This is a genomic window from uncultured Williamsia sp. (assembly GCF_947494875.1).
In the GTDB taxonomy this organism is placed as follows: Bacteria; Actinomycetota; Actinomycetes; order Mycobacteriales; family Mycobacteriaceae; genus Williamsia_A.
On sequence record NZ_CANLWM010000001.1, the window covers coordinates 373,636 to 398,912 of the forward strand.

22 protein-coding genes are annotated in these 25,277 nt (G+C 68.9%); 11 read left to right on the top strand and 11 right to left on the bottom strand.

Features of this window, described 5'->3' with window-relative positions; genetic code table 11:
- Positions 1–2: 2 nt before the first annotated feature.
- Positions 3–3,491 carry a replicative DNA helicase gene (locus Q1A98_RS01955; RefSeq protein ID WP_299569466.1) on the bottom strand — a complete coding sequence of 1,163 codons (3,489 nt, stop codon included), beginning with the start codon at positions 3,489–3,491 and terminating at the stop codon, positions 3–5.
- A 596-nt stretch (positions 3,492–4,087) separates the two neighbouring features.
- Here Q1A98_RS01955 and Q1A98_RS01960 point away from each other — a divergent pair.
- Entirely contained in the window at positions 4,088–4,591 is a 504-nt protein-coding gene (locus tag Q1A98_RS01960; RefSeq protein WP_299569467.1) for a hypothetical protein, read from the top strand.
- A gap of 12 nt (positions 4,592–4,603) precedes the next feature.
- On the top strand, positions 4,604–5,653 hold the full coding sequence (locus tag Q1A98_RS01965) for a DUF3089 domain-containing protein (RefSeq protein ID WP_299569469.1): 1,050 nt from the start codon (positions 4,604–4,606) through the stop codon (positions 5,651–5,653).
- Between the two features lie 64 nt (positions 5,654–5,717).
- Here Q1A98_RS01965 and rplI read toward each other — a convergent pair whose 3' ends face one another.
- The 4 genes from rplI to rpsF all read right to left on the bottom strand — a co-directional run bounded on the left by rplI (position 5,718) and on the right by rpsF (position 7,463).
- On the bottom strand, positions 5,718–6,173 hold the full coding sequence (rplI, locus tag Q1A98_RS01970; protein ID WP_299569470.1) for a 50S ribosomal protein L9: 456 nt from the start codon (positions 6,171–6,173) through the stop codon (positions 5,718–5,720).
- A gap of 17 nt (positions 6,174–6,190) precedes the next feature.
- Positions 6,191–6,457 (bottom strand): 30S ribosomal protein S18, encoded by a 267-nt coding sequence (rpsR, locus tag Q1A98_RS01975; protein ID WP_253653594.1) that lies wholly within the window; start codon positions 6,455–6,457, stop codon positions 6,191–6,193.
- Between the two features lie 62 nt (positions 6,458–6,519).
- Positions 6,520–7,035 (bottom strand): single-stranded DNA-binding protein, encoded by a 516-nt coding sequence (locus Q1A98_RS01980; RefSeq protein ID WP_299569471.1) that lies wholly within the window; start codon positions 7,033–7,035, stop codon positions 6,520–6,522.
- A gap of 140 nt (positions 7,036–7,175) precedes the next feature.
- Entirely contained in the window at positions 7,176–7,463 is a 288-nt protein-coding gene (gene rpsF, locus Q1A98_RS01985; protein WP_253646556.1) for a 30S ribosomal protein S6, read from the bottom strand.
- A 160-nt stretch (positions 7,464–7,623) separates the two neighbouring features.
- Between rpsF and Q1A98_RS01990 the strand changes: the two genes are divergently transcribed.
- Positions 7,624–9,624: a phosphotransferase gene (locus Q1A98_RS01990; RefSeq protein ID WP_299569473.1), complete on the top strand. Its 2,001-nt coding sequence runs from the start codon at positions 7,624–7,626 to the stop codon at positions 9,622–9,624.
- A gap of 3 nt (positions 9,625–9,627) precedes the next feature.
- Complete coding sequence (locus tag Q1A98_RS01995; RefSeq protein WP_299569475.1) at positions 9,628–11,151, top strand: hypothetical protein; 1,524 nt, start codon at positions 9,628–9,630, stop codon at positions 11,149–11,151.
- Here Q1A98_RS01995 and Q1A98_RS02000 read toward each other — a convergent pair.
- The 3 genes from Q1A98_RS02000 to Q1A98_RS02010 form a co-directional block, all read right to left on the bottom strand.
- The gene (locus Q1A98_RS02000; protein ID WP_299569477.1) at positions 11,043–12,611 is read right to left on the bottom strand and encodes a glycosyltransferase 87 family protein; all 1,569 of its coding nucleotides are present in this window, start codon (positions 12,609–12,611) and stop codon (positions 11,043–11,045) included. The two genes, Q1A98_RS01995 and Q1A98_RS02000, sit on opposite strands and share 109 nt — an antisense overlap.
- A gap of 10 nt (positions 12,612–12,621) precedes the next feature.
- The gene (locus tag Q1A98_RS02005) at positions 12,622–14,664 is read right to left on the bottom strand and encodes a transglycosylase domain-containing protein (RefSeq protein ID WP_299570484.1); all 2,043 of its coding nucleotides are present in this window, start codon (positions 14,662–14,664) and stop codon (positions 12,622–12,624) included.
- Between the two features lie 158 nt (positions 14,665–14,822).
- Positions 14,823–15,227: a DUF5318 family protein gene (locus Q1A98_RS02010; RefSeq protein WP_299570486.1), complete on the bottom strand. Its 405-nt coding sequence runs from the start codon at positions 15,225–15,227 to the stop codon at positions 14,823–14,825.
- Between the two features lie 221 nt (positions 15,228–15,448).
- Here Q1A98_RS02010 and Q1A98_RS02015 point away from each other — a divergent pair, with 221 nt between their 5' ends.
- Positions 15,449–16,045, top strand: a complete 597-nt coding sequence (locus tag Q1A98_RS02015; RefSeq protein WP_299569479.1) for a PadR family transcriptional regulator — start codon at positions 15,449–15,451, stop codon at positions 16,043–16,045.
- Entirely contained in the window at positions 16,038–17,135 is a 1,098-nt protein-coding gene (locus Q1A98_RS02020; RefSeq protein ID WP_299569481.1) for an inositol-3-phosphate synthase, read from the top strand. The genes Q1A98_RS02015 and Q1A98_RS02020 overlap by 8 nt, the downstream gene beginning before the upstream one ends.
- Positions 17,136–17,198: 63 nt before the next feature.
- Here Q1A98_RS02020 and Q1A98_RS02025 read toward each other — a convergent pair whose 3' ends face one another.
- Together Q1A98_RS02025 and Q1A98_RS02030 are read right to left on the bottom strand one after the other, a co-directional pair.
- A complete protein-coding gene (locus tag Q1A98_RS02025) occupies positions 17,199–17,876 on the bottom strand; it encodes a response regulator (RefSeq protein ID WP_299569483.1) in 678 nt (225 codons plus the stop codon).
- Between the two features lie 24 nt (positions 17,877–17,900).
- Positions 17,901–19,484 (bottom strand): sensor histidine kinase, encoded by a 1,584-nt coding sequence (locus tag Q1A98_RS02030; protein ID WP_299569485.1) that lies wholly within the window; start codon positions 19,482–19,484, stop codon positions 17,901–17,903.
- Between the two features lie 171 nt (positions 19,485–19,655).
- Between Q1A98_RS02030 and Q1A98_RS02035 the strand changes: the two genes are divergently transcribed.
- The 5 genes from Q1A98_RS02035 to Q1A98_RS02055 all read left to right on the top strand — a co-directional run bounded on the left by Q1A98_RS02035 (position 19,656) and on the right by Q1A98_RS02055 (position 23,954).
- Entirely contained in the window at positions 19,656–20,624 is a 969-nt protein-coding gene (locus tag Q1A98_RS02035) for a tripartite tricarboxylate transporter substrate-binding protein (protein ID WP_299569486.1), read from the top strand.
- Positions 20,621–21,154 (top strand): tripartite tricarboxylate transporter TctB family protein, encoded by a 534-nt coding sequence (locus Q1A98_RS02040; RefSeq protein ID WP_366943318.1) that lies wholly within the window; start codon positions 20,621–20,623, stop codon positions 21,152–21,154. The genes Q1A98_RS02035 and Q1A98_RS02040 overlap by 4 nt, the downstream gene beginning before the upstream one ends.
- Complete coding sequence (locus Q1A98_RS02045) at positions 21,154–22,683, top strand: tripartite tricarboxylate transporter permease (RefSeq protein WP_299569488.1); 1,530 nt, start codon at positions 21,154–21,156, stop codon at positions 22,681–22,683. The genes Q1A98_RS02040 and Q1A98_RS02045 overlap by 1 nt, the downstream gene beginning before the upstream one ends.
- A complete protein-coding gene (locus tag Q1A98_RS02050; protein ID WP_299569490.1) occupies positions 22,680–23,075 on the top strand; it encodes a universal stress protein in 396 nt (131 codons plus the stop codon). Before Q1A98_RS02045 ends, Q1A98_RS02050 begins: the two co-directional genes overlap by 4 nt.
- Positions 23,076–23,141: 66 nt before the next feature.
- Entirely contained in the window at positions 23,142–23,954 is an 813-nt protein-coding gene (locus tag Q1A98_RS02055; protein ID WP_299569492.1) for a DUF1206 domain-containing protein, read from the top strand.
- 6 nt (positions 23,955–23,960) lie between these two features.
- Here the strand turns inward: Q1A98_RS02055 and Q1A98_RS02060 are convergent, their stop codons facing one another.
- Positions 23,961–25,229: a lipase family protein gene (locus tag Q1A98_RS02060; protein WP_299569494.1), complete on the bottom strand. Its 1,269-nt coding sequence runs from the start codon at positions 25,227–25,229 to the stop codon at positions 23,961–23,963.
- Positions 25,230–25,277: the final 48 nt, after the last annotated feature.

Genomic DNA, 25,277 nt, shown 5'->3' on the forward strand with positions numbered 1-25,277 from the left:
GATCAGCCCTTGGCCATGTTCCGGAAGCGGGACATGTGGAGCTGGTGGGCGACGGTGATGGTGGCCGTCGGACCGTTGCGGTGCTTGCCGAGGATGATGTCGGCCTCGCCGGCGCGGGGGTCGTCGCGTTCGATGGAGTCGGGGCGGTGCAGCAAGATGACCATGTCGGCGTCCTGCTCAAGGGAGTTGTGGACCGACACTCCGTCAGCGACGAAATTGTGTGTGCCAGGCACTGTTCCGTCGAACACCTCCTGATCGCCCAGGCTGAAGATCTCCGCGATCTGGTCCCAGTAGACATCGTTGGTCGCGAGCATCTCGATGTCGGCGTCGTCGAGAATCTGTGCTACGCGCGCCAGACGTCCCCGGCTCGGTGAGTGCTTCCACATAGTCGAGCCACAGAACCGCGAGCCCATCGCCGCCGAGAACTCGCGATGCGTCATCCCGCGGTCGGCGAGCAATTCCCGCACCCTGTTCCAGACATCCCGCGGGACCGTGTCCGAGTTGGTGTTCGCATGTACAGACGCGAGCCGCAGGAGACAGTCGTCGACCTTGACGCTGCGCGCGCCGTGGACACCGATCTGGCTCAGGAACACCAACTGACTGTCGACGCCATAGATGAGTACGTGCCAGCAGTCCCGATGCCCGGGCTTCCTGGCGCACTTGACCCGTGAATAGATTCCGAACCGCAGGAGCGCCTGCATCAGATCATTGGCGAAACGACGCGACGTGGTTGCGTAGTAGACCCGCGCTTGCCCGGCCTCCGCATCCCATCGGACCGACCCGTCCGTCGCCCAGAGGTGGCGGATGAAGAGCGCGAGCTGATCGTTGGGCAGAGCGAACACCGACGCCGGAATGAACTTGTCGTAGCTGCGGAGACCGAACAACCCGTGCTCGTCGAGCCACGCAGCGACGGGATTCCGCCTGCCGTGAGTCAGATGAAACGGCGCCGGAAGTCGGAGGGTGGTGACCCGCGCCGAGGCGTAGTCGTCGCGCGCCGGGGTGATACCGAAGTGCGCTGCAGCCTCCGACACCGCCGCCAGGTTGGCCTCGTCGACACTCGCGTACCGGATCGGCTGACGCTTCACACACGACCCGTCGCCGATCATGTGCGCCAGCATCACGATCTCCGCCTCGTGCATCCGCTCGGTGTGGACGGGCTCGGGGACCGCACGTGGCGCAGCCACGCGATCACCGACGGTAAGATCCTGCAGCGGGATCCACCCGTCAACGGTCATCAACGGGTGATTACCGGTTGCCCGCACGACGCGACCCGAGGTCATCCGCACCGCGAAGACCTCTTTCACACCGCTGGAGAAGACCGCGGTCATCGGACGCGCAACCATGCGCATCCGCTCATCCAGGCTCCACACCAAAGGTCGCTCACCACTGGCGATGAGTTCGCCGAGCGTCGTCTCCCTTCCGTGGTCGGCGCGCAGGACCCGCGTCGAGGCCGGTAGGCATCCCGACTCGCGGAGGTCGGACACCTGGGGCTTCTTGTCGGTGCGCTGCTCCGGGCCACGGTTCAGCTGGCTGATCGCGACGACAGGCACCTCGAGCTCCTTCGCCAGCAGCTTGAGCTGGCGCGAGAACTCCGAGACCTCCTGCTGGCGTGACTCGACCTTCTTGCCCGACGTCATCAGCTGCATGTAGTCGATGACGACGAGGCGCAGGTCGTGTCGTTGCTTCAGACGTCGTGCCTTCGCGCGGATCTCCATCATCGTGAGGTTCGGCGAGTCGTCGATGAACAGTGGCGCCTCGGAGATCTCACCCATGCGACGCGCCAGGCGGGTCCAGTCGTCGTCGCTCATGCGACCCGACCGCATGTCGGCGAGCTTGATGTTCGCCTCCGCCGACAGCAGGCGCATGACGATCTCGGTCTTGCCCATCTCGAGGGAGAACATCGCCGACGTCAGCTGGTTCGCGATCGAGCAGCTGCGCAGGAAGTCCATCGCGAGCGTCGAGTTGTGGGTCGGGATCATCGACTCGCCGGCCAGGTAGAGGTGGTCGGCGTTGTCGACCTCGACGCACCGCACCGGCACGCTGTCGATCGCACGGACCGCGACGATCCGACGGATCCTCGACGGGCGACGCAGTTCCTTGTGGCGGATCGCCTTGTCGTGCACGGTGAACACGTCGTCGTCGGCGTCGATCCGGACCCAGCCGGTCGCTGCCCGCCGGTACGAATACCCCAGTCCCGCCGCGAGATCCGCGACGACGGTGGTCATGTGCTGCGTCGCCGCGGGGACGGTGATCCAGCCGTCCTCGTCGACCCGGCCCCGCGCGTCGAGAAGGCCGGCCAGCAGCGCACGCCGCTGGGCGACGGAGCCGCGTAGGTACTCGTACGGGATGCGCCCACCGAGGTCGGACATGAGCGCCATCACGTCGACGGGGCCCTCGGCGTCGATGCGCATCGCGATCTCGGGGTCGTCGAACGCCATGCCCGCCAACGCCGCGACTGTGTACGGCCCGTAGCAGAAGCGACGTCGCGGGAGGTTCAGCGGTTCGGCGTTGCGCACACCGACCGCACCCTCCTGGCCGCACAGCTGCCCGGTGGTCTGCACCGCCGAACCGCGGTCGGTCTCGGTCAACCACTGGTGCTGCTCGTCGGCGACGAGGACCGAGCCGTCGGAGAACTCCACCTCGTAGCAGGGTCGCTCGGTCATGACATCGGTCGCGGCGACCACACGGGTGGGTCGGCCCTGCGCGTCGAGGAGGTGGTCGCCCACCTTGACCCTGCCCATGGTGGTCCAGCCGGTGGGGGTGGGCAGCGGGGTGTCCAGCGAGAGCGCCTTGCCGACACCGGGGCGTGCGGCGACGATGATCATCTGGCCCGGGTGCAGACCGTTGGTGACCGAGTCGAGATCGGCGAATCCCGTTGGCACGCCGAGGGACAACCCGCCGCGCGAGGCGATCGAGTCGATCTCGTCCATGGTCGGTTGGAGCAACTCCTCCAACGGGACGTAGTCCTCGGCGGTGCGGCGTTCGGTGACCTCGTAGACCTCGGCCTGCGCGCGGTCGACGACCTCGGCGACGTCCTGGCCGTCGTCACCGCCGTAGCCGAACTGCACGATGCGCGTGCCGGCCTCCACCAGCCGCCGCAGGATGGCCTTCTCGGCGACGATCTGCGCGTAGTAGCCGGCGTTCGCAGCGGTGGGCACCGTCGAGATGAGGGTGTGGAGGTAGGGAGCACCACCCACGCGCCGAAGCTCACCGGCGCGCTCGAGCTCCGCGGAGACGGTGACGGCGTCCGCGGGCTCACCCTTGCCGTAGAGCTCCAGGATCGCGTCGTAGACGGCCTGGTGCGCCGGCCGGTAGAAGTCGCCGGGTCGCAGGACCTCGAGCACGTCGGCGATGGCGTCCTTCGACAGCATCATGCCGCCGAGCACGGACTGCTCGGCCAACAGATCCTGCGGGGGCTGACGTCCGAAATCCTGCGCCGGTGGCTCGTCACGGTCACGGGGCGTATGACCGCGTTCATCCACAACAGCCACAGCTGATCCTCCCGACTCGACCCTGCCCGGTCTGTGCTCGAGGCACCTCGCCCCGCCAGCGGTTCTACCCGCCGGCACCGACACCGCGAACGGCGCGGGCGACAGGAGACGAGACTAGGTCCCGGGTGGGCGACGTCCAACCGGGCGTGTGGACCGATGTGTGCACATCCTGTGGACCGAGGGGGCCTGACTTGTGCACCACTTGTGCACACCTGTGGATGAACTCCACGCCGTACACGTGTCCGCGCTGGTCAAGCGCGGGTAAAGGGGTGGACAAAAGAAATCTGAGATCCTTCGGCGTGTCGCGGCATCTCGTGCTGTCGGGCGTGTTCGCCCGATCGCAACGCACTGCGCGTGTCGGTGCCGTGAACATCCGTCGACGAGAAAGGCACACGGCGGGAAACGACCCCCCGATCGGCGGCGGAGTCCGCCACTGCGCCGGGCGAAACAGTACGTACGTCTTCCGGCACCACCGAGGGTAGCGCACCGTGGCCGGGATCCCCGGGTGTGCAGTCCGCGTGCACATCGCCCGCCGGAGCGTCGAGAAGTCGTCAACGACAACGGATCGCGTGCGTCGACGGAGTAGACCGGATCCCGTGACACTGACCGACATCATGCCGACGCTGCGGGGCAGCATCCCCGACCCACTGGACCGGGTCCGGTGGCCGTCCGGAAGCAGGGCAACGCTCGACGACGTTGTCGTGCAGGATTTCTCACTCGCCCGGGCAGCACGCCTGCTCGGCACCCCGCTGGTGTTCCGCTCTCCGACAGACGATCCCATCGGCGTCGTCGTGCTCGGCGTGTCCGGGGTGACGACCGGGTCGCCTCACCACCGGATCCTGTGTGGGCGCACTCGCCTGTCGTCGAGCGTCGTCGTCGACGACGCCGGGATGTACTGGCACGAAGCGCGTCTGGTCGGCCGCACATCCGTCGTGCACCGCCATCCCGTGACCCTGACCGCGTGTGGCGTCGAGCGAACAGTGGACCTCCCCGCCGATCTCGTGCCAGGCGACGTCGTGGCGATACCGGTGCGGATACCGCCCGAGACACCCGGCGGATGTCGTCTACTGGACAGGATCGAGGAGTCACCCGCCCACTGACAGGACCCGCCCATGCGCGCAGGACCAGCCCGCCCGACCCGTCGGATCATCGCTCTCGTCGCCGCGGTCGCGGCGATCCTCGCGGTCGTCGGGATCCCCGCCACCGCAACGGCTGATCCCGCGCCGACGTCGACCCTGTGGCTGTGTCGCCCCGGCCAACCGGGCGACCCGTGCGGTGGCCGTGAGGACGCGCCGATCGACTGCTTCTACGTCTACCCCACCGTGTCCCTCGCGCCCGGCGTCAACGCACCCAGGGCGATCGGGCCGGAGGAACGACTGATCGCGAATCAACAGGCCGAGCCGTTTGGCACGCGTTGCCGCGTCTGGGCGCCGGTGTACCGCCAGAGCAGCCTGCGGGGCCTGTTCGCCGCTCGGTCGATCGCGGACCGCACAGCGGCGCTGCGCGTGGCCTACACGGATGTGCTCAGCGCATGGCGCGACTACCTCGCCCACCACAACGCCGGCCGCGGCGTCGTGCTCATCGGACACTCGCAGGGCACGCTGATGCTCCGGACGCTCCTGCGCGAGGAGATCGAACCGTCGCCCGTCCACGACAGGCTCGTGTCGGCGATCCTGCTGGGCGGCAACGTCCTCACCCGGACCGGCTCGCTCACCGGTGGCGACTTCACCCGGACCCCGTTGTGCACCACGCGTGGTGAGACCGGCTGTGTCATCGCCTTCTCGACGTTCGGGCGCACCCCGCCCGCGGACACGCGCTACGGCGTGGTCCCCGCGGAGGCGACGTCACCGTCGCAGCCACTTCCTGCCGGCGCGGGGTACAGCGTGGCGTGCACGAACCCGGCGGCCGTCGGCACGGCGGCCACGGCGCCGCTGCGGAGCCGGATCGCCGGCAGGCCGGTCACCGGGTACAGCGGACGGTGCACCACAGGCCCCGGCCCGCACGTGCTGCGGGTGAGCGGAGGGAATCCCGTTCCGGCCGCGGCTCTCCCGGAACTGCCGAACCCGACCTGGGGTCTGCATCTGCTGGACGTGAACATCGCGCAGGACGATCTCGTCGACCTCGTGGGAGCACAGGCGCGCACCTACATCGCGCGACGCTGAGAAACACCTCGGCCCCCGACCGCGTGCTGCGGTCAGGGGCCGAGGGGATGTGGCCGACAGGCGGTCAGGCCGCGGCGACCACCGAGATCTGCACCGACGCGGTGACATCGGGATGCAGCTCGATGTCCACGGGGTGGGTACCGGTGGACTTGATGTGTCCCTTGGGCAGCGACACCGAGCGCTTGTCGACGACGGGACCGCCGGCCGACTTGATCGCCGCGGCGACGTCACCGGTGGTGACCGAGCCGAACAGCTTGCCCGAGTCGTGGGTCTTCACGGTCAGGGTGACCGCGTCGAGCGCCTCGAGCGCCTGCTTGAGCTCGTTCGCGTGTTCCAGGCCGCGCACGGCGCGGGCCTCCTGCGCACGACGGATGCCGTCGACCTGCTTCTGTGCGCCACGGGTGGCCGGGATGGCCAGGCCGCGCGGCAGCAGCAGGTTGCGGCCGTAGCCGTCCTTGACCTCGACGGTGTCGCCGGCGACACCGAGGTTCTCGACCTCTGCGGTGAGGATGAGCTTCATGGTGTGATCCCTTCCGCTCAGCGCGCCGTCGAGGTGAACGGCAGCAGCGCCACCTCACGCGAGTTCTTGACGGCCACAGCGACATCGCGCTGGTGCTGGACGCAGTTGCCGGTCACGCGACGCGACCGGATCTTGCCGCGGTCGGACAGGAAACGACGCAGCAGCGACGTGTCCTTGTAGTCGATGACGAGGTTCTTCTCCTTGCAGAAGGTGCAGGCCTTGGCCTTGACCACCTTCTCGGCGCGGCCCTTACGGCCGCCGCCGCTGCTCTTTGCCTTGGGCATTCCTTGTTCTCCTGGGATGTCGGGTGTCCGCGCGCTCGCGCAGCACCCTCAGATGTGTCGTGTCAGAACGGGGGCTCGTCGTCGCTGCCGCCGAACGACCCGCTCGCAGGGGCACTGCCCCACGGGTCGTCGACCGCACCGCCGCCGGACGACTGGCGGGAACCGCCGCCGCCGCCGGAGCCGTAGTTCCCGCCTCCGCCACCGCCGCCACCGCGCGAGGCGCGGTTGACCTTGGCCGTGGCGTACCGCAGCGAGGGACCGATCTCGTCGCACTCGAGCTCGACGACCGTGCGCTTCTCACCCTCGCGGGTCTCGTAGGAGCGCTGCTTGAGGCGACCGGAGACGATCACCCGGGCACCCTTGGTCAGGCTCTCGGCCACGTTCTCCGCGGCCTCGCGCCAGATGCTGCAGCGGAGGAACAGCGCCTCGCCGTCTTTCCACTCGTTGGTCTGACGGTCGAAGGTGCGCGGGGTGGACGCGACGGTGAAGTTCGCGACCGCCGCGCCGGAGGGCGTGAAACGCAGCTCCGGATCGGCCGTGAGGTTCCCGATGACGGTGATGACGGTGTCGCCGGCCATGGATCGATCTCCTTGGTGGTTCGGTGCGAGTGGGGCGGGTTCAGGGGTGGATCGATGAGCAGTCTCGTCTCATTCGACCCGCCGGGCGTCGATCTGGTTCCACGATCATGCAGATCCGTCCCGACACCCGACCCGTGGGCTCACTTGCCCGAGCGCAGCACCTTCGTCCGCAGCACCGACTCGTTCAGCTTCAGCTGACGATCGAGCTCGGTGACGGTCTTGGGCTCGGCATCGATGTCGATGACGGCGTAGATCGCCTCGGAGTGCTTCTGGATCTCGTACGCCAGCCGGCGCTTGCCCCAGATGTCGACCTTCGCGACCTTGCCGCCGTCGTTGCGGATCACGTTGAGGAACGTGTCCAACGACGGGGCCACGGTGCGCTCGTCGAGACTCGGGTCGAGGATGACCATCAATTCGTAGTGACGCATGGGGATCCCATCACCTCCTGTGGACTCAGATTCGGCCACGGACTGTCCGTGGCAGGAGGGTCGCCTGCGTCGGCAACTCGCCCACGGTACAGCAACCGGTCGTGACCAGCGAAATCATCGACCACGACAGCGACGCCGTCGCCCGGTAACGTCGCCGCTCGTGCCCGGGTGGTGGTCCCTCGACGACATCGACGCGACGTGGGTCCGTGATGTCCTGGGCATCGCCGACGCGCGTGGATGGGAGCTGGATCGCGTCACCCGTGGGCGCATCACGCAGGCCTCGCGACTGCTCGTCCGGCGATCCGACGGCCGCACCGAGAAGGTCCTGGTGAAGTGCGTCGACCCAGGCTGGTCCGGACCCGTCACCCCTGTCGAACGCGAGCACCGTCTCTACGCAGGCGTCGCGGACCTGTCGTTGCCGGTCGCGACCTGCCGCGCGAACCGCCTCGACATCGACAGCAGAGTGTTCTGGCTCGTCCTCGAGGACGTCGGACCGGCCGACTACGGCGACGACCTCGCCGGGCCCACGTTCTCGACGACGTTCCTGACCATGGCGGCGCTGGCCACCATCCACCGCGCGGTGGGCCCACAGGGGCCCCGCCCGGACTGGGTCGACCCGCTGCACGTCCCCGACCGCACCGGTCTCGGTGACGACTACGTGCGCTTCGTGGAACGGTACGGCGAGCGCATCGACCCCGTGCACCTGTCGCTGGCCAACCAGGTCGTCTCTTCGATCGGCACCCTCACCGACCACGCCGCGCGGCTGGGGGCACAAGCGGGCCTGGTGCACGGCGACTTCCGCTTCGGGAACCTCGTCCTCGGGCGACACGGGTCGGGGCACGCCCTGGTGGTGACCAACTGGAGCCACGTCAGCTGGGGTCCGCGAGTGGTCGATCTCGCGTCGTTCCTGGCGATGTCGTTGTCCCCGGAGATACGACGACGCAACTACGACGAGCTGCTGCACCGGTATCTCGCCGCACTCGGTGGCCCTGTCGACGGCGAGGCACTCGGCGCGCTGCGCCGGGAGATCCACGACCACGCGTTCCTCGTGCTCGTGCAGGTGATCCGATGCGCGGTCGAGACACCCGGATGGGAGGCGCGCCAACGGTCCGCCGGCGACCTCTGGCTGACGCTGTTCGCCCGGGTGTGCACCTTCCTCGACGATCTCGGCCGACCTCTCGCCGCACCGGCGCCCGGCCGCCCTGCACGTCCCGTGGCACTGGCCGACGAGTTCGCGCACCCCGGTTCGGTCGGCGACGGGCGCAGCGAGGAGTGGACGCTCGCCGTCACCGACGTCGACGCCGGCCTCGGCGTGTGGGTGCGGTTCGGCCGCCACGCCGCGCTCGACAGCGGCGCCTACGTGGCCGTCTCCGTCTCCGGGCCCGACCTGCCCACGGTGACCCTGTCCACGCTGACCGCCGACCTCGACGAATCGCTGTCGGTGACCACCGACGGGGTCCGGATGCAGCACACCGTCGTCGACCCCCTCCGCCACGTGCACCTGCGGCTGACCGGGCGCGGCGACGCCGACGGCTCCGACGTCGGGATCGTGCTGGACGTGCACTGGTACACCTCGGCCGACCCGGCGCTCTACGGGGTGACACCGCTGCTGCTGATCCCGTCGGTGGCAACCGGCACCATCACGCTGACCGGCCTCGGGGACGTCGATCGACGGATCGCCGTCGACGCGCCGGGTTACCGGGAGCACGCCTGGGCCGGAACCGACTGGTGGGACATGCGGTGGACCGCGTTCGTCGCCCACTTCGACGACGACAGCGAGATGAACGGCATCGACATCCGGGTACCCGGGCTCGACCCCATGTCCCTGGGCCACCTGCAGTCGGCGACGTCGACGCCCACGCTGATCGACGTCGCCCGCGTGATCAGCCGACCCGACGGGCCTGATCGCCTCGGTTCCTGGGCGTTCGCCGTGGAACCCGGCGCGCACACCGTCACCTTCACCCCCACCGCCGTCGCGGACGTCCTGCGGCCTGGCGGCCCGCACGCCATCGACGAGGTGATCTGCCGCACATGGGGGATCTTCACGCGCAACGACGGGCGACGCGGCGTGGGCTGGGTGGAGACGAAGGCGGTACCGGTCACCTCCGGGCCCGCCACACGGGGTCTGCACGACCCCACAGGTCCTGGCCCTAACCTGTAGCCCATGTCCGCCGTGCCCGTCGCCGATCGTCGACGGCTCCGTCGGCACGCCCTCCGCGGTGAGACCACCGTGCTCATGCTGGTCCTGCTGCTGTTCACCCTCGCGTTCATGACGCTGGGGTTCCTCGGGAAGCTCGACTGCGGCGGTCCCCCGTACGACATGTCGGGACGCAGCGCGCACTGGCCGGTCGGCAAGCACGAACTCCTCATGCCGTGTTACTCCGACCTGCAGTTCCTGTGGATCGGCCGCGACATCAACAATCACGTCTTCCCGTTCATCCACGGCGGCATCCGTCCCGACGGTGTCCTCTACGGCGGTGCCGTCGAGTACCCGGTGCTCTCGGGTGTGCTCATGTACCTCGGTGCGATCGGTGCCCACACCGACACCCAGTTCTTCGTCCACTCGGCGATCCTGTTGGCGCCGTTCGGGATCCTCGTCACCGTCATGCTGGGCCTGCTGGTGCGCTGGTGGGCGCTCCTGTGGGCGGCGACACCCCCGCTGATCCTCTACGCGTTCCACAACTGGGAACTGCCGGTGGTCGCGACGGCGGTCGGGGCCGTGGCCCTCATGGTCTACGGCGAGTCCGTCTCCGACCGCACCGGCCGGCCGCGGATACCGTTGCGCGTCAGCGGGTCCCTGGCGGCGGTGATCCTGGCCGTGGGCTTCTGTCTCAAGCTCTACCCGGGGCTGTTCGTGTTGCCCCTCGCGATCTACGTCGCCACGCGCGGCCTGCGCCGAGCCGATCTGCTCTCGGTGTCGGCGGCCCGCCGCGGCATCGATGCCGTCGGTGCCGCATGGGTTCTCGGCGCGGCGATCGTGACCGTGGCCGCGATCCAGCTGCCGTTCATGATGGCCGGTTTCGACGGGTGGAAGGCGTCGCTGACGTTCCAGGGGCGCCGCAAGTCCGAGGTCGACACCAACTCGATCTGGTACTGGGGTCTGCGGCATCTGACCGGGGGCATGACGCCGACCTACAACTCGATCGTGGGCGTCGCATCCCCGACGCTGATCCTGCTGTCGTTCGTCCTCGTCGTCGCGCTGGGCATCCGGGAGTGGCGGTCCGGCCGGGTGTTCCCGTGGATCGGTGTGAGTGCGGCGATGTTGGCCGGCTTCATGCTGTTCCACAAGGTGCACTCACCGCAGTACACGCTGTGGATCCTGCCGTTCTTCGTGCTCCTGCGGGTGCGGTGGCAGCTCATCGCTGTCTACCTCATCGGCGATCTGGCGCTCGACCTCACCATCTTCCGGCTGTTCGGGATCTACACCTCCGGGCAGCCGATGAAGTGGTGGGTGATGACGGGCGTGAACGTCGGTGTCTGGTCGCACGCACTGGTGCTCGCCATCCTGCTCGTCGCGTTCGTGCGCGCACCCGCGCGGTGGGAGCGTGGCGTCGACGACGACGGCGTCCCGCCGCGTGACTATCCGACGGCGGTGGCCACCGGGGAATCCGAGCCCGACGACGGACCTCGCGGCGGCCGTATCGCATCGGGGGCTCCGTCGAGCACACCACCGGCCGGGTCGTCGTAGAGGCGCCCGTCCGCACCGACGCGCACCAGATCCCGTCGCGGGTGGTAGATCTCCCAGATCACCAGCGCACACAACCCGAGCACGGCGACGAACCGCAGCACGATCGCACCTGTGAACCACTGTTCGGGAAGCCATTTCACGTCGGCCGGCAGGTAGAGGCCCATCCGGGGGATCCACACGGCGGCATCGACGACCATCCAGGCCAGCAGGAGTCGGAACCGCGGGACCGCGAGCACCGCGATCGGCACCAACCACAGCGAGTACTGCGGGCTCCACACCTTGTTCACCAACAGGAAGCCGGCGAGCACCAGGAACAGCAGTTGCGCGAGGCGGGGGCGGGTCGGAGCGGTCAGGCCGATGACCACCACCGCCACACACACCAGGGCGAAGAGCCCGACGAACAGGGCGTTCACCAACGATGACGCGCCGTTCGCGTCGGCGCCCCAGCCGTACCCGGACACCCGTGTCACCACCGTGAACCAGGTGTCGGGATCGGTGCCGCGGGAGGAGTTGTAGCGGAAGAACTCCCACCATCCGCTGGGGAACAGCACCATGATCGGCAGGTTGACCACCAGCCACGACGCGACCGCCGTCACCGCCACCACCGTGAACTCACGCACCTTTCCCGCACGCAGACACAGCACCGCCAGTGGGATCAGGATCAGCGCAGGGTAGAGCTTCGCCGCGGCACCGAGTCCGATGAAGATCCCGGCCGCCCAGGGGTTCCGGCGCGCCCAGGCGAGGATCGCCAGCGCCAGGAACGCGGTGGCGATCGCGTCGAAGTTGGTGAAGACGTGGACGATCACCAACGGGGAGACGGCCGCGATGGCCGCCGACCAGACCCGCGGCCCGGCGACGAGAGCCGTGGCCCAGATCGTCACGAGCCAGAACAGCGCCAGACCGAGGGCACACGCGACGAAGAACACCACGACGTCGAGGGCCGACGGGAACCCCCAATGGTCGTGCAGCCATTGCCATCCCGCGGTCACCTGGGCCGCGCCGTACATGTACATCCCGGTGAGCACCGGGTACTCCATGTGCCGGACCTGCGGGCTGCCGTCGGGCTTCTTCTCCGTCCACGACACCTTGTACGGGAATGCGCCGGTGTCGAGGCGTTCGGCGGTGTAGAGCGGGACCGTGTCGGAGTAGCAGAGCGCGATGTACTGCCGGTGGTTGCTCCAGTCGAGCTGTTCCACACCGGTGTCGGGGTTGGGCGCCTGCTGCAGGCAGCCCGCCTTGCCGTACCAACCGAGAGCCAGCGCGACGAGGGCGAGCAGAAGGATCACCCGAAGCGGCGTCCAGTATCGGGCGCGACCGACCACCGCGTGCAGTCCGACGGGCCCGCCGATCGCGATGGACCCGTCGCGGGCCACCGGGTCGGTGTGGCTCGGCAGGACGCGGTCGTCGGCGACACGGGGATCCGGCGCGAACCGCGTCGGCGACTCCCAGTCCTCGCCCACGCCCGAGCCCTCAGCCGCCGTTTTGGAACGGGTCGTTGTTCTCCGGCGTGGGTGTCACCACGGTCTCGGTCGGCGGGCCCGGCAGCGGGATGGTGACGCCGGGCGCCAGCGTCGCCGACGGCGGGGCGAACGTCGTGGTGGGCGACGGGGCCTCGGTGGTCTCCTGGCTGCGTCGCGACCGCGTCGGTGCCTCCGTGGTCTCCGGAGCCTCGTAGGGCACCCCGGCGACGCCGCCGATCGCGGCCGGCTCCGGGAACTGCTCGATCGGCTTGCCGTCGAGGGCCCCGTCCATCGCCGCCTGCCAGATGTCCGACGGCAGGCCGGACCCGTAGACGATCGACCCGGTGTAGTTCGTCAGCGCCACACCGGCATCCGTGCCCACCCACACGGCCGTCGACAGCTGCGGGGTGTACCCGACCATCCAGGCGTCCTTGTTCTGTCCGGTGTCGCCGAGCTGGGTGGTACCGGTCTTCGCGGCCGACGGACGACTCCCGTCGTCGAGCGCGTGTCCCCGCGAGTACGCGGCGATCGGCTCCATCGCGGAGGTCACGTTGTTCGCGACCGCGGCCGAGAACCGCCGCTCACCGGCGTCGGCCTTGCGCTCGTAGAGCACCGTGCCGTCGGACGTCTCGACCTTCTGCACGAAATGCGGTGCGTGGTAGACACCCTGATTGGCCAGGGTCGCGTAGGCCGAGGCCATGTCGATCACGCGGGACTGGTACTGGCCGAGGACGACACCACCCTCGACGCCACCGCCGTCGGCGTTGGTGAGCGTCTGCTTGATGTCGCCGAAGCTCTCGGCGATCCCGGCTTGGTGCGCCGCATCGGCGACGGCCTTCGCCTGGCCATCGAGGTCCAGCATCAGTCGGTAGTAGACGGTGTTGAGCGAGAGCTTCAGTGCGGTGGCGAGGTTGCACGACCCGCAGCTCTCGCCGTCGGAGTTCGTCACGGTGTTGCCGCCGGGGGCGGTGAACGACGACGAGCTGTACACCTTCGACAGCGGGATGCCCTGCTCGAGCGCCGCGACGAGGGCGAACACCTTGAACGACGATCCCGTCTGCAGCCCGGCCTGGGCGTAGTCGAAGCCCTGGCCGTCGTTGCCGCCGAAGTACCCGCGCACGGCGCCCGTGCTCGGGTCGATGGACACGACCGCGTCGCGGATGTTCTTCGGCTCGCCCTCCAGCTGGCCGTTGGCCGCGGACACCACCGACCGCTGCACCTGCGGGTCGATCGTGGTGGTGATCTTCAGACCCTCGGTCTGCACGTCCTGCTCGGAGATGTTCAACGAGTTGAGCTCGGCGAGCACCTGCTGCTTGATGAGCCCGTTCGGGCCGGAGGTGACGTTGCCCGAGGTGTCCCGCGGCGGGGCGACCTGCGGGTACTTCAGGGAGGCCTCGTCCTGGGGCGTCAGCGCACCGATGGTGACCATGCCGTCGAGGACGTAGCGCCAGCGGTCCTGTGCGGCAGCGGGGTTCGTGGCGGGGTCGTAGTACGAGGGCGACCGGATGGACGAGGCGAGCACCGCGGCCTGCGGCACGGTGATCTTGCTGATGTCGGTGTTGAAGTAGGCCTTCGCGGCGGCGGAGACGCCGTACGCGCCGCGACCGAAGTAGATCGTGTTCAGGTAGGCGGCCATGATGTCGTCCTTGGACCACTCGTTCGACATCTTCGTGGCGATCGCGAGTTCCTTGAACTTGCGGGTGTAGCTGCGCTCGTCACCGACGAGCGCGTTCTTCACGTACTGCTGGGTGATCGTCGAACCACCGCCGGCGTCGGCGTTGTTGGTGAGCTGGCCCAGGGCGGCGCGCGCGAGACCCGAGACGGAGAAGCCGGCGTTCGTGCGGAACTCCCGGTCCTCGGCGGCGATCACCGCGTCCTGCATCGCCTTGGGGATCTTGTCGATCGAGACGTCGGTGCGGTTGCCCTCCGGCGGCACGATGCGCGCGATCTCACCGCCGCGCGAGTCCAGGATCGTCGCGACCTGGTTCTGCTTGATGGCGTCCGGTCCGGGCACCGAGGCGCCGAGATAGGTGAACAGGAACACCACGGCCATCACGACCACTGCCAGCGGGACCAGGCAGCCCAGCAGGCCGACGATCCACGCCACCACACCCAGGCGCGACCGCTTCTTGTCCTGCGTCGCGCGCGCACCAGTTCCGTTGCTCACCGTTCACCCACACCGTTCTCGTCGTCGGACCCGAGGTCCGTCGGTCAGTCTGCACTGCCCGCGGCGCGACGTGGACGTCGCTGCCGCGGTCGGGGCACCCGTCCTGCGACGAACGACTGGACCAGATGGTTCCAGCGACAGCTCCGGCACACCTCCACGACGTGGACGGTGAACTCCTCGCTGTCCGCGGCGAGCCGCGTGATCTCGTCGGTGGACCGGGCAGAGCCGTTCACCGTACCGAGGCGGTCGCCGAACACCCACGAGACCAACGTGAGCTGTTCCTTGCGGCAGATCGGGCAGATCACGTCGCTGGGCCGGCCGTGGAAGGCCGCGGCGCGCAAGAGGTATCGGTCCGCGTCGCACACCGCCCCGACAGCCGTCCGCCCTGCGTCGACCTCGGACAGCAGGGACCGGCGCTGCAACGCGTAGTCCACCGTCTGCCTCTGCACCAGCACGAGGACAAGAGTACGTGGCGCCCCTGCGCACGGAAGTGTCGTCCGGGGCACTGCCGGCCGGCACCCGCGCCCACCTGCGCGCAACCCCGCGAGCGACTCGATGCAACGCCTGGTTCATGTCCGGTTTCCTGTACCGGTTATATCGGCGCGATACATTGTATGTAGCATCGGTCGCACACGTTCGTTCGACAGGTTCGGTGAGAGGGGTTCGTCCAGTGCTCGAGTTGGCAGTGCTCGGCCTCCTCCTCGAGGCACCGATGCACGGCTACGAGCTGCGCAAGCGCCTCACCGGGCTGCTCGGCGCGTTCCGCGCCTTCTCCTACGGCTCGCTGTACCCGACGCTGCGTCGGATGCAGACCGACCGCCTTATCGTCGAGGACGCCGGGCCGCAGGGAACGCTGAAGCGACGGGCACGGCGTGTGTACAAGTTGACCCCCGCGGGACGGGAGCGGTTCGCCGAGCTCGTCGCCGACACCGGTCCGCAGAACTACACCGACGACGGGTTCGGGGTGCACCTCGCGTTCTTCAGCCGCACACCGGCCGAGGCGCGGATGCGCATCCTCGAGGGCCGTCGTCGCCAGGTGGAGGAGCGGCGCGAGGGTCTGCGGGAGGCGGTCGGGCGGTCGACGCGCGCCGTCGACCGGTACACCCGCCAGCTCCACCAGCTGAGCCTGGAATCGAGCGAACGCGAGGTGCGGTGGCTCAACGAGCTCATCGCCGCGGAGTCCGCAGCCGAACCCGACGGCGCGGTCCTCGAACCCGACACAACGACAGTTTCGCAACACAAAGAAGGAGAGCCCGACCATGGGTGACAACAAGTCCGTCCGCGTAGCGATTGTGGGCGTCGGCAACTGCGCCTCATCCCTGGTGCAGGGCGTGGAGTACTACAAGGACGCCGACGAGAACGCGGTCGTGCCCGGCCTGATGCACGTCATGTTCGGCGACTACCACGTGCGCGACGTCGAGTTCGTCGCCGCGTTCGACGTCGACGCCAAGAAGGTCGGGTTCGACCTGTCCGAGGCGATCTTCGCGTCGGAGAACAACACCATCAAGATCGCCGATGTCCCGCCCAGCGGCGTGACCGTGCAGCGTGGCCACACCCTCGACGGTCTCGGCAAGTACTACCGCCAGACCATCACCGAGGCCGACGGCGACGGCGCCGACGTGGTGCAGACCCTGAAGGACGCCCAGGTCGACGTCCTGGTCTCCTACCTGCCCGTCGGCTCGGAGCAGGCCGACAAGTTCTACGCGCAGTGCTGCATCGACGCGGGTGTCGCGTTCGTCAACGCCCTGCCGGTGTTCATCGCCTCCGACCCCGAGTGGGCCGAGAAGTTCCGCGCGGCCGGCGTGCCGATCGTCGGCGACGACATCAAGAGCCAGGTCGGTGCCACCATCACCCACCGCGTCATGGCGAAGCTGTTCGAGGACCGCGGTGTCGCATTGGACCGCACCTACCAGCTGAACGTCGGCGGCAACATGGACTTCAAGAACATGCTCGAGCGTGAGCGCCTGGAGTCGAAGAAGGTCTCCAAGACCCAGGCCGTCACCTCGAACCTCACCGGTTCGCTGGCCGGCAAGATCGACGACAAGAACGTTCACATCGGTCCGTCGGACCACGTCGAGTGGCTCGACGACCGCAAGTGGGCCTACGTCCGCCTCGAGGGTCGTGCCTTCGGCGACGTGCCCCTGAACCTGGAGTACAAGCTCGAGGTCTGGGACTCGCCGAACTCGGCCGGCATCATCATCGACGCGGTGCGCGCGGCCAAGATCGCCAAGGACCGCGGCCTCGGTGGCCCGATCCTCCCGGCGTCGGCCTACCTGATGAAGAGCCCGCCGGAGCAGATCGCCGACGACGTCGCGCGCAAGCAGCTCGAGGCGTTCATCATCGGCGCCGATTCCTGATCCGAGCCTGACGACTTGGGCCCGTCACCTCTGCGGAGGTGGCGGGCCCTCGTCGTCGCCGGGTCAGCGTCGGCGGTAGCGGCGCTCCGGCCTCCCGGCCCGTCCGTACTGCAACCGCACGTCGAGCACGCCGGTGTCGAGGTAGTGCTCGAGGTATCGGCGTGCGCTGACGCGGGAGATCCCGACGCCGGCGGCGCACTCGGTCGCCGACATCTCGGATCCCGACGCGAGGGCGTCGAGGATCAGCGCGCCGGTCTCCGGCGACAGGCCCTTCGGGAACCGCTCCAGTGACACCCGGGGTGCCGCCTGCGCGGGCGCCGCCCCGAAGAGCGAGTCGACGAGGTTCTGGTCGGCGGTACCGGACCCCAGTGCGGCCGACCGCGCCGCGAACGCCTCGAGCTTCTCCCGCAGCTGCGGGTACTCGAACGGCTTGATCAGATAGTCGGCCGCACCGCCGCTCAACGCCTCGGCGACGGTGTCGACCTCCCGGGCGGCGGTGATCATGATGACCCCGACGGGGTTCCCCGCGGCACGCAGACCCCGCAAGACCTCCAGGCCCGACGTATCGGGCAGATGCACGTCCAGCAGCACGAGATCGGGGTGGGACGCGTCGATCGTCTCCCGCGCCGTGGCCGCGGTGTAGGCGACGGCGATCGTCGTGAAACCCTCGGTCGCGTCGACGAACCGTCGATGGATGTCGGCGACCATGAAGTCGTCGTCCACCACGAGAACCGTCGGCATGGCACCTCCTGCGCTGACCGGACGCTAACCCAGCGGTATGCGGACGCGGAAGCGCGCGCCGCCGGACTCCGCGTCGTCGATGTTGACCGACCCTCCGTGCTGCACGCTGACCAGTCGCACCAGGGCGAGCCCGATGCCCCGCCCGCCCGGTGTGTCGGGCTTCGACGTGACACCGCGCGAGAAGATCAGCTCGCGCATCTCCGGTGGGACACCCGGGCCCGAGTCCGCCACCTCCAGGTGGAGGTGCGGGACGTCGTCCGGCCTGTCGTCACGGATCAGCACGGTGATCGACCGCGAGCCGTGGTCCCGCGACACGTCGAGCGCGTTGTCGACGAGATTCCCCACCACCGTGATCACGTCGGTCGACAGGGCCGGGTCGAGGGCACGCAACCGCGACGACGGGTCCAGCGTGAGCCGGACACCGACCTCCGCGGCCAGCGACGTCTTCGCGATGAGCAGTGCCGCGACAGCCGGGTCACCGATGTGCGCGGTGATCGCCTCGCTGATCTCGGCGCGACGACGCGTCAGCGTCCCCACCAGAGCCCGGACGTCGTCGAAGGCACCGAGCTGCGTCAGACCCGAGATGGTGTGCAGTTGGTTCGCGAACTCGTGGGTCTGGGCGCGCAGCGTGTCGGTGACGCTCTTGTGCGAGGTCAGCTGACTCTGCATCGATGCCAGTTCGGTGCTGTCCCGCATGGTGGTCACGGTGCCGAGATCCTGGCTGCGGTCACCGGGACGACGACTGGTGGTGCTCCGACGGTTCAGCGCCAGCACCCGAGTCGACGTGGTCACGACCAGATCCTCCACGTCCCCGGAGGACAGCAGGACCTCGCGGACGCCGGCGTCGATCCCGGTCTCGGCGACCGGCGTCCCCACGACGTCGGGCGCCAGATCCAGCAGGGCGCAGGCGCTGTCGTTGATCATCGTGATGCGACCGTCGTTGCCGACCGCGATCACACCCTCGGCGATGCTGTGCAGCAACGCTTCCCGGTGATCGGCCAGCCCGGCGATCTCCGCGGTCTCCATGCCCAGCGTGTGCCGACGGATCCGCCGGGACAGCAGCCACGACCCCACCGCACCCACCGCCGCGCCGATCCCCAGGTAGACCAGCAGACGAGCCCCCGCGTCGGACAACAACATCCACGTCGACGGGTAGTTCTCCGAGACGGTCACCACCGCCAGCACCCCGCCGTCGGTGTCGAGGACGGGGACGTGTCCCGCGATCGACCGTCGGCCGTCGATCTCGACGTCGCCCGACCACCCCCGGCCCTTCAGGACGTCACTGTCACCGAGATCGGCTCGTGTGCCGAGCCGCGTCGGATCGGTCGAGACGATGACCCGTCGAGCGGGGGAGACGATCTCGGCGACAGTGGCTCCGGACAGCGCGACCGCCTTGTCGACATCCGGGGCCAGCACCTGCTCGACCAGCGGCGCGGCGATCTGCTCCCGGACGACCGGTGTCGACGCCAGGCTCTCCGCGACCGACAGCATCCGGCCGCCGGCGACGTCGCGGAACTCCTTCGTGGACTGGTGGATGGAGATCGCCGCCACGGCACCGAGCACCACCGCGACGACGAGCAACTGCAGCACGAGGAACTGCGCGGCCAACGACCGCCCGCGGCGACCGGGACGCCCCGGCCGTCGACGGGGATGTCCCTGACCTCGCGACCACAAAGAACACTACTTTCGTTGGCACCTCAATGGTGATCTGGCTCACTGTTCGATCCATGCTTGACCTCGATCACAGTGCCACACCCGTGGCCGAGGAATCGAGGACCGATGCGCACACGGTTTGCCGTCATCGTCGCGTTGATGCTGCTCGTGGCGTCGTGCGGCGTCACGCGCGGCGACGACGGGGAGGGCCTGCATCGCATCCGAATGATGGTGCCCAACAGCCCGGGCGGTGGATACGACCTCACCGCCCGCACCGCCGTGAAGATCATGGAGGACACCGACATCACCGGTCGGGTCGAGGTCTTCAACGTGATCGGCGCGGGCGGCACCGTCGCGATGGCCCGCCTCATGAACGAGTCGGGCAACGACGACCTGATGATGATGATGGGCCTCGGCGTGGTCGGCGCCACGTACACGAACGGCTCGAAAGCCCGCGTCTCGGCGGCCACCCCGCTCGCGAAGATGGTCGAGGAGCCCGAAGGCATTCTCGTGCCCGCGGATTCGCCGTACAAGACCGTCGGGGACCTCGTCACGGCGTGGAAGGCGAACCCGGCGTCGGTGACGATCGGCGGCGGATCCTCACCCGGCGGACCCGACCACCTCTTCCCGATGGAGACCGCCGAGGCGGTCGGCGTGGATCCGACGAAGGTCAACTACGTCTCCTACGACGGCGGTGGAGATCTGCTGACGGCGTTGCTGGGCAACAAGATCTCCGCGGGCACCTCCGGGCTCGGCGAGTACGTCGACCAGATCGAGGGCGGCCAGGTCCGTGTGCTCGCCGTCTCGGGGTCGCAACGCGTGCCCGGTGTCGACGCCCCCACCCTGCGTGAGGCCGGCGTCGACCTGGAGTTCACCAACTGGCGGGGCATCCTCGCGCCGCCGGGACTCTCGGACAGCGCCCGCGACGAGATGGTCCACGCGCTGACCGAACTGCACGCGACGAAGGAATGGAGAGAGGCGTTGACGAAGAACGGATGGACCGACGCGTTCGAGACCGGGCCGGGCTTCGCGCAGTTCCTGCGTGACCAGGACAAGCGGGTCGAGTCGACACTGACCGATCTGGGTTTGGTGTGACCGCCACGCTGGACCGCCCGGACGGTCCCGAGGAGGCGCAGGAGCAGCGGCGCGACTGGGCCCAGCTCGTCGTGTGCGGCGTGATGATCGTCGTCGGGGTGTTCCTCATCGTCGACGCGATGCGCCTGACGGCCGAGTTCGCCAAGGTCGACCCGGTCGGCCCCAAGCTGTTCCCACTGGTCATCGGGATCGGACTGTTGGTCTGCTCGGTCCTGCTGGCCGTGGCGACCTGGCGGGGCAGTGTGGGCACCCCGGACGACGGTGAGGACATCGACACCTCGGGTCCCGCCGACTGGCGCACGGTCGGTCTGCTCGTCCTGCTCTTCGTGGCGACCGTCGCTTTCGTCGACCTGCTCGGCTGGGTGATCATGGGCGCCCTGCTCTTCGGCGGCGCCGCGACGATCCTCGGCAACCGGCACTGGGTCCGGAACCTCGCGATCGGTCTCGGCCTGTCGCTCCTCAGCTTCTACGCCTTCTACGTCGGGCTCGGGATCCCCCTGTCCGCCGGCATCCTGGACGGGATCCTCTGATGGACGACCTCAGCTGGTTGATGAACGGGTTCGCCGAGGCGGCGACGCCGATGAACCTGCTATACGCATGCATAGGCGTGCTGCTGGGAACCGCTGTCGGGGTGCTCCCCGGCATCGGCCCGGCCATGACCGTCGCCCTGCTCCTGCCGATCACCTACAACGTCAGCCCCAGTGCGGCGTTCATCATGTTCGCGGGTATCTACTACGGCGGCATGTACGGCGGGTCGACGACGTCGATCCTGCTCAACACCCCCGGTGAGTCGTCGTCGGTGATCACCGCCATCGAGGGCAACAAGATGGCCCGGGCGGGACGCGCGGCCCAGGCGTTGGCGACCGCCGCCATCGGGTCGTTCGTCGCCGGCTCCATCGGCACCATGCTCCTCGTGCTGTTCGCGCCGATCGTGTCGAGCTTCGCTGTCTCGCTGGGCGCGCCGTCGTACCTGGCCATCATGTTGCTGGCACTGGTCGCGGTGACCGCCGTGTTGGGGAGTTCCAAACTGCGCGGTTGCATCTCGCTGCTCCTGGGCCTGGCGATCGGTCTGGTCGGCATCGACTTCCTCACCGGTCAGCCCCGCGCGACGTTCGGCATCCCGCAGCTGTCCGACGGCATCGACATCGTCGTGATCGCCGTCGCGGTCTTCGCCCTCGGCGAGGCGTTGTGGGTCGCGGCGCACCTGCGTCGCAAGCCCGCCGAGGTCATCCCGGTCGGTCGACCGTGGATGGGCAAGAGCGACTGGAAGCGGTCGTGGAAACCGTGGTTGCGGGGCACCGCGTACGGCTTCCCGTTCGGCGCTCTCCCGGCCGGCGGCGCCGAGCTGCCGACGTTCCTCTCCTACATCACCGAGAAGAAGCTCACGAAGCATCCCGAGGAGTTCGGCAAGGGCGCCATCGAGGGCGTCGCCGGACCGGAGGCGGCCAACAACGCCTCGGCCGCAGGCACTCTGGTGCCGATGCTCTCGCTCGGCCTGCCGACCAACGCCACCGCGGCGGTCATGCTCACCGCGTTCGTCTCCTACGGGATCCAGCCCGGCCCCACCCTGTTCGACAAGGAACCACTGCTGGTCTGGACCCTCATCGCCAGCCTGTTCATCGGCAACTTCCTGTTGCTCGCGCTGAACCTGCCGCTGGCTCCGCTGTGGGCGAAGCTGCTCCGCACGCCGCGGCCGTACCTCTACGCCGGGATCCTGTTCTTCGCGGTCCTCGGCGCCTACGCGGTGAACCTGCAATGGCTCGATCTCGCGCTGCTGCTGGTGTTCGGCCTCCTCGGCCTGATGATGCGGCGGTTCGGGCTCCCCGTGCTGCCGTTGATCATCGGCGTCATCCTCGGCCCGCGCATCGAGCGGCAGCTGCGCCAGACCCTGCAACTCAACGAGGGTGACTGGAGCGGCGTGTTCACCGAGCCCATCGCGGTGGTCGTCTACGTGATCATCGTGGTGCTCCTCGTCGCACCCCTCATCGCCCGCTTCATCGGGCCGCGCGCCACGCCGGCCGTCGACAGCGCCCCGTCGCGGGAGAAGGAGAACGCATGATCGTCGTCGGGTACACACCGGACGGGTACGGGAGGGCCGCGCTGGAGCACGGCATCTCCGAGGCACGGGTCCGAGCGACCGGGCTGCGCGTCGTCAACGCGACCGCCGGGGACGCCCTCGCCGATCCCCGGTTCGCCGACTCCGGCGCGGTCGATCACCTCGAGGCGGCACTGGCGTCCTCGGGCGTTCCCTACGAGGTGCATCAGGACGTCGCGGTGCAGCCCGTCGACGCGCTTCTCGACGCCATGGAGCCCGAGGACGCCGAACTCCTCGTCATCGGCATCCGGCACCGCTCCCCGGTCGGCAAGCTGCTCATGGGCAGCGTCGCGCAGCAGGTTCTCCTCGACTGCCCGAAGCCCGTCCTCGCCGTGAAGCCCGACTCGTCGACCTGACCCCCGGCCGTCGTGAGACGGTGAGGGATGACCGGTGGCAGAGCTCACGGCGCGAGGTGGGCCCGCATGGTCGGCTCCGCCGTCGATCGCGCGACCGACCAGTCGTGGTTCGAGGGCGCGGCGCGCGCGGGCCACGTCGTCAGCGGGATCGTGCACCTGCTCATCGCCTACGTGGTCGTGCGTATCGCGCTCGGCGACGGCGGCAACGCCGACCAGTCGGGTGCGCTGGCCACGGTCTCGACGACCACCGGCGGCACGATCGCCCTCGTGCTCGCGGCGGTCGCGTTCGTGGCGATGGCGCTGTGGCGTCTCGCCGAGGCCGCGATCGGTGTGCACGCCACCGAACCGAACGACTCCGACGATCACGGCCCGTCGGCCCTGCTCGATCGCGGCAAGGCGCTGAGTCTGGCCGTCATCTACTTCGCGTTCGCGTGGACCGCGGGGCGCTTCGCCCTGGGCGACCACGCGTCGAGCGGGAGTCAGAACGCTGGGCTGTCCGCCCGCCTGATGCAGTCCACGCCGGGGACCCTGCTGCTCGTGGTCATCGGCGTCGTCGTCGTGTGCGTCGGCCTGTACCACGTCTACAAGGGGCTCAGCCGCGCCTTCCTCGACGACCTCACCATCGACGGCCGGCCGGTGGTGGTCGTCGTCTCCGGCGTCGTCGGCTACGCCGCCAAGGGCGTCGTGCTGGCCGCGGCCGGCGTGCTGGTGGTGGTCGCCGCGGTGCGCTCCAACCCGTCTCAGGCCACCGGCCTGGACGGCGCGGTCAAGACCCTCGGCGCCGCCACGCCGGGCCCCAGCGTGCTGATCGCGGCGGCATTCGGTCTCGCGGCCTACGGCGTCTACGCGTTCGTCATGGCCCGCTGGGCGCGGATGTGACCGCGATCAGTTGGTGGCGTTGAACCGGTCGTAGAGGAACTGCAACGCGGGGTAGGCGCCGAACAGGTACGGGGTCACGTGGTTCGCCGCGAGCTTGGGGAAGATCGGCGGTGTCCCGTCGGTGATCACACGCACGTTCGCGCCCTTCGCCCGCCAGCTGCGGACCATCGTCATCACCTGGCTGTTGGGGATGATGTCGTCGTTGATGCCGGTGTCGACCAGGACCGGGGCGTTCGGCTTCATCGTCCCGATCAGCTGCTCCGCGAGGGCCTTCTGGATCTGCGGGTACTTCTGCGAGATCTGGTACAGCGACTGCCCGGAGGTGGTCCAGCCGTTCGTGCGCTGGAAGCCGTAGCGGAACACCGTGTCACCGATGCAGGCACCGGCGAGCTGCTTGAGCGCGGCCTTGCCGGCGGGACTCGCCTCCTTCTGGATCAGCGGCCCGAGCTCGGGGTACCGCGCGACGAGAGCGTTGACCGTGTAGCCGATGACGCCGGCGATCGACGACCCGTCGACCGCCTTGAGGACGACCTCGAGGTCGGCAGGAGGGGCGCCCGCGAAGGTGCCCTTGATGTTCAGCTCAGGCGCATAGGTCGACGCCATCTCCGCCGCCGACGCAGTTGCTCCGCCGCCCTGCGAGTAACCCCAGAACCCGATCGGGGAGTTCGCCGGCAGGTTCCCGAGGTTGAGAGCGGCGCGCGCGCCGTCGAGCACCGCGTGGCCCTCCTCGATGCGGTTGACGTAGGTGTGGACGCCCGGGGTGCCCATCCCGATGTAGTCGGTCATCAGGACGCGGAAGCCCTGCGCGAGGAGGACGTTGGCGAACAGCAACTCGTAATTCGAGCCCAACGCCAGGTTCTTCGTGTCGAGAGAGAGCGGCACCGAGGTCAGCTTGGACGGCGCGCAGTCGTCACCCTGGCCGATGGTTCCCGGCGCCATGACGATGGTCGGCCGCGGCCCGCGACCGCGCCACGGGTTGAACGGCTCGATGTAGGTGCCGGTGACCGCGGTCGGCGTGCCGTCCTGCAGCTCCGAGGTGTACATGATCGTCTTCGCCGCGCCGGGGAACGGACGCGGATTGGCCGGGATCTGCAGGAAGATCGACGTCGGCCTGGTCTTGACGATCGCGCCGTTGCCCGACGGCAGCTGCGCCGGCGGTGTGTAGAACGCGTCGCCGGGAGCTGCCTGTGCAGGCGCTCCACCGACGACGACAGCTGTCGCCGCGGCGACCGCGACGCTGGTGATGACGGTCATGACCCCACGAAATGACTTCACGCGGGACACTGTAAGCCACGCCACACCTGCTGACACCCGCCTTGTCGA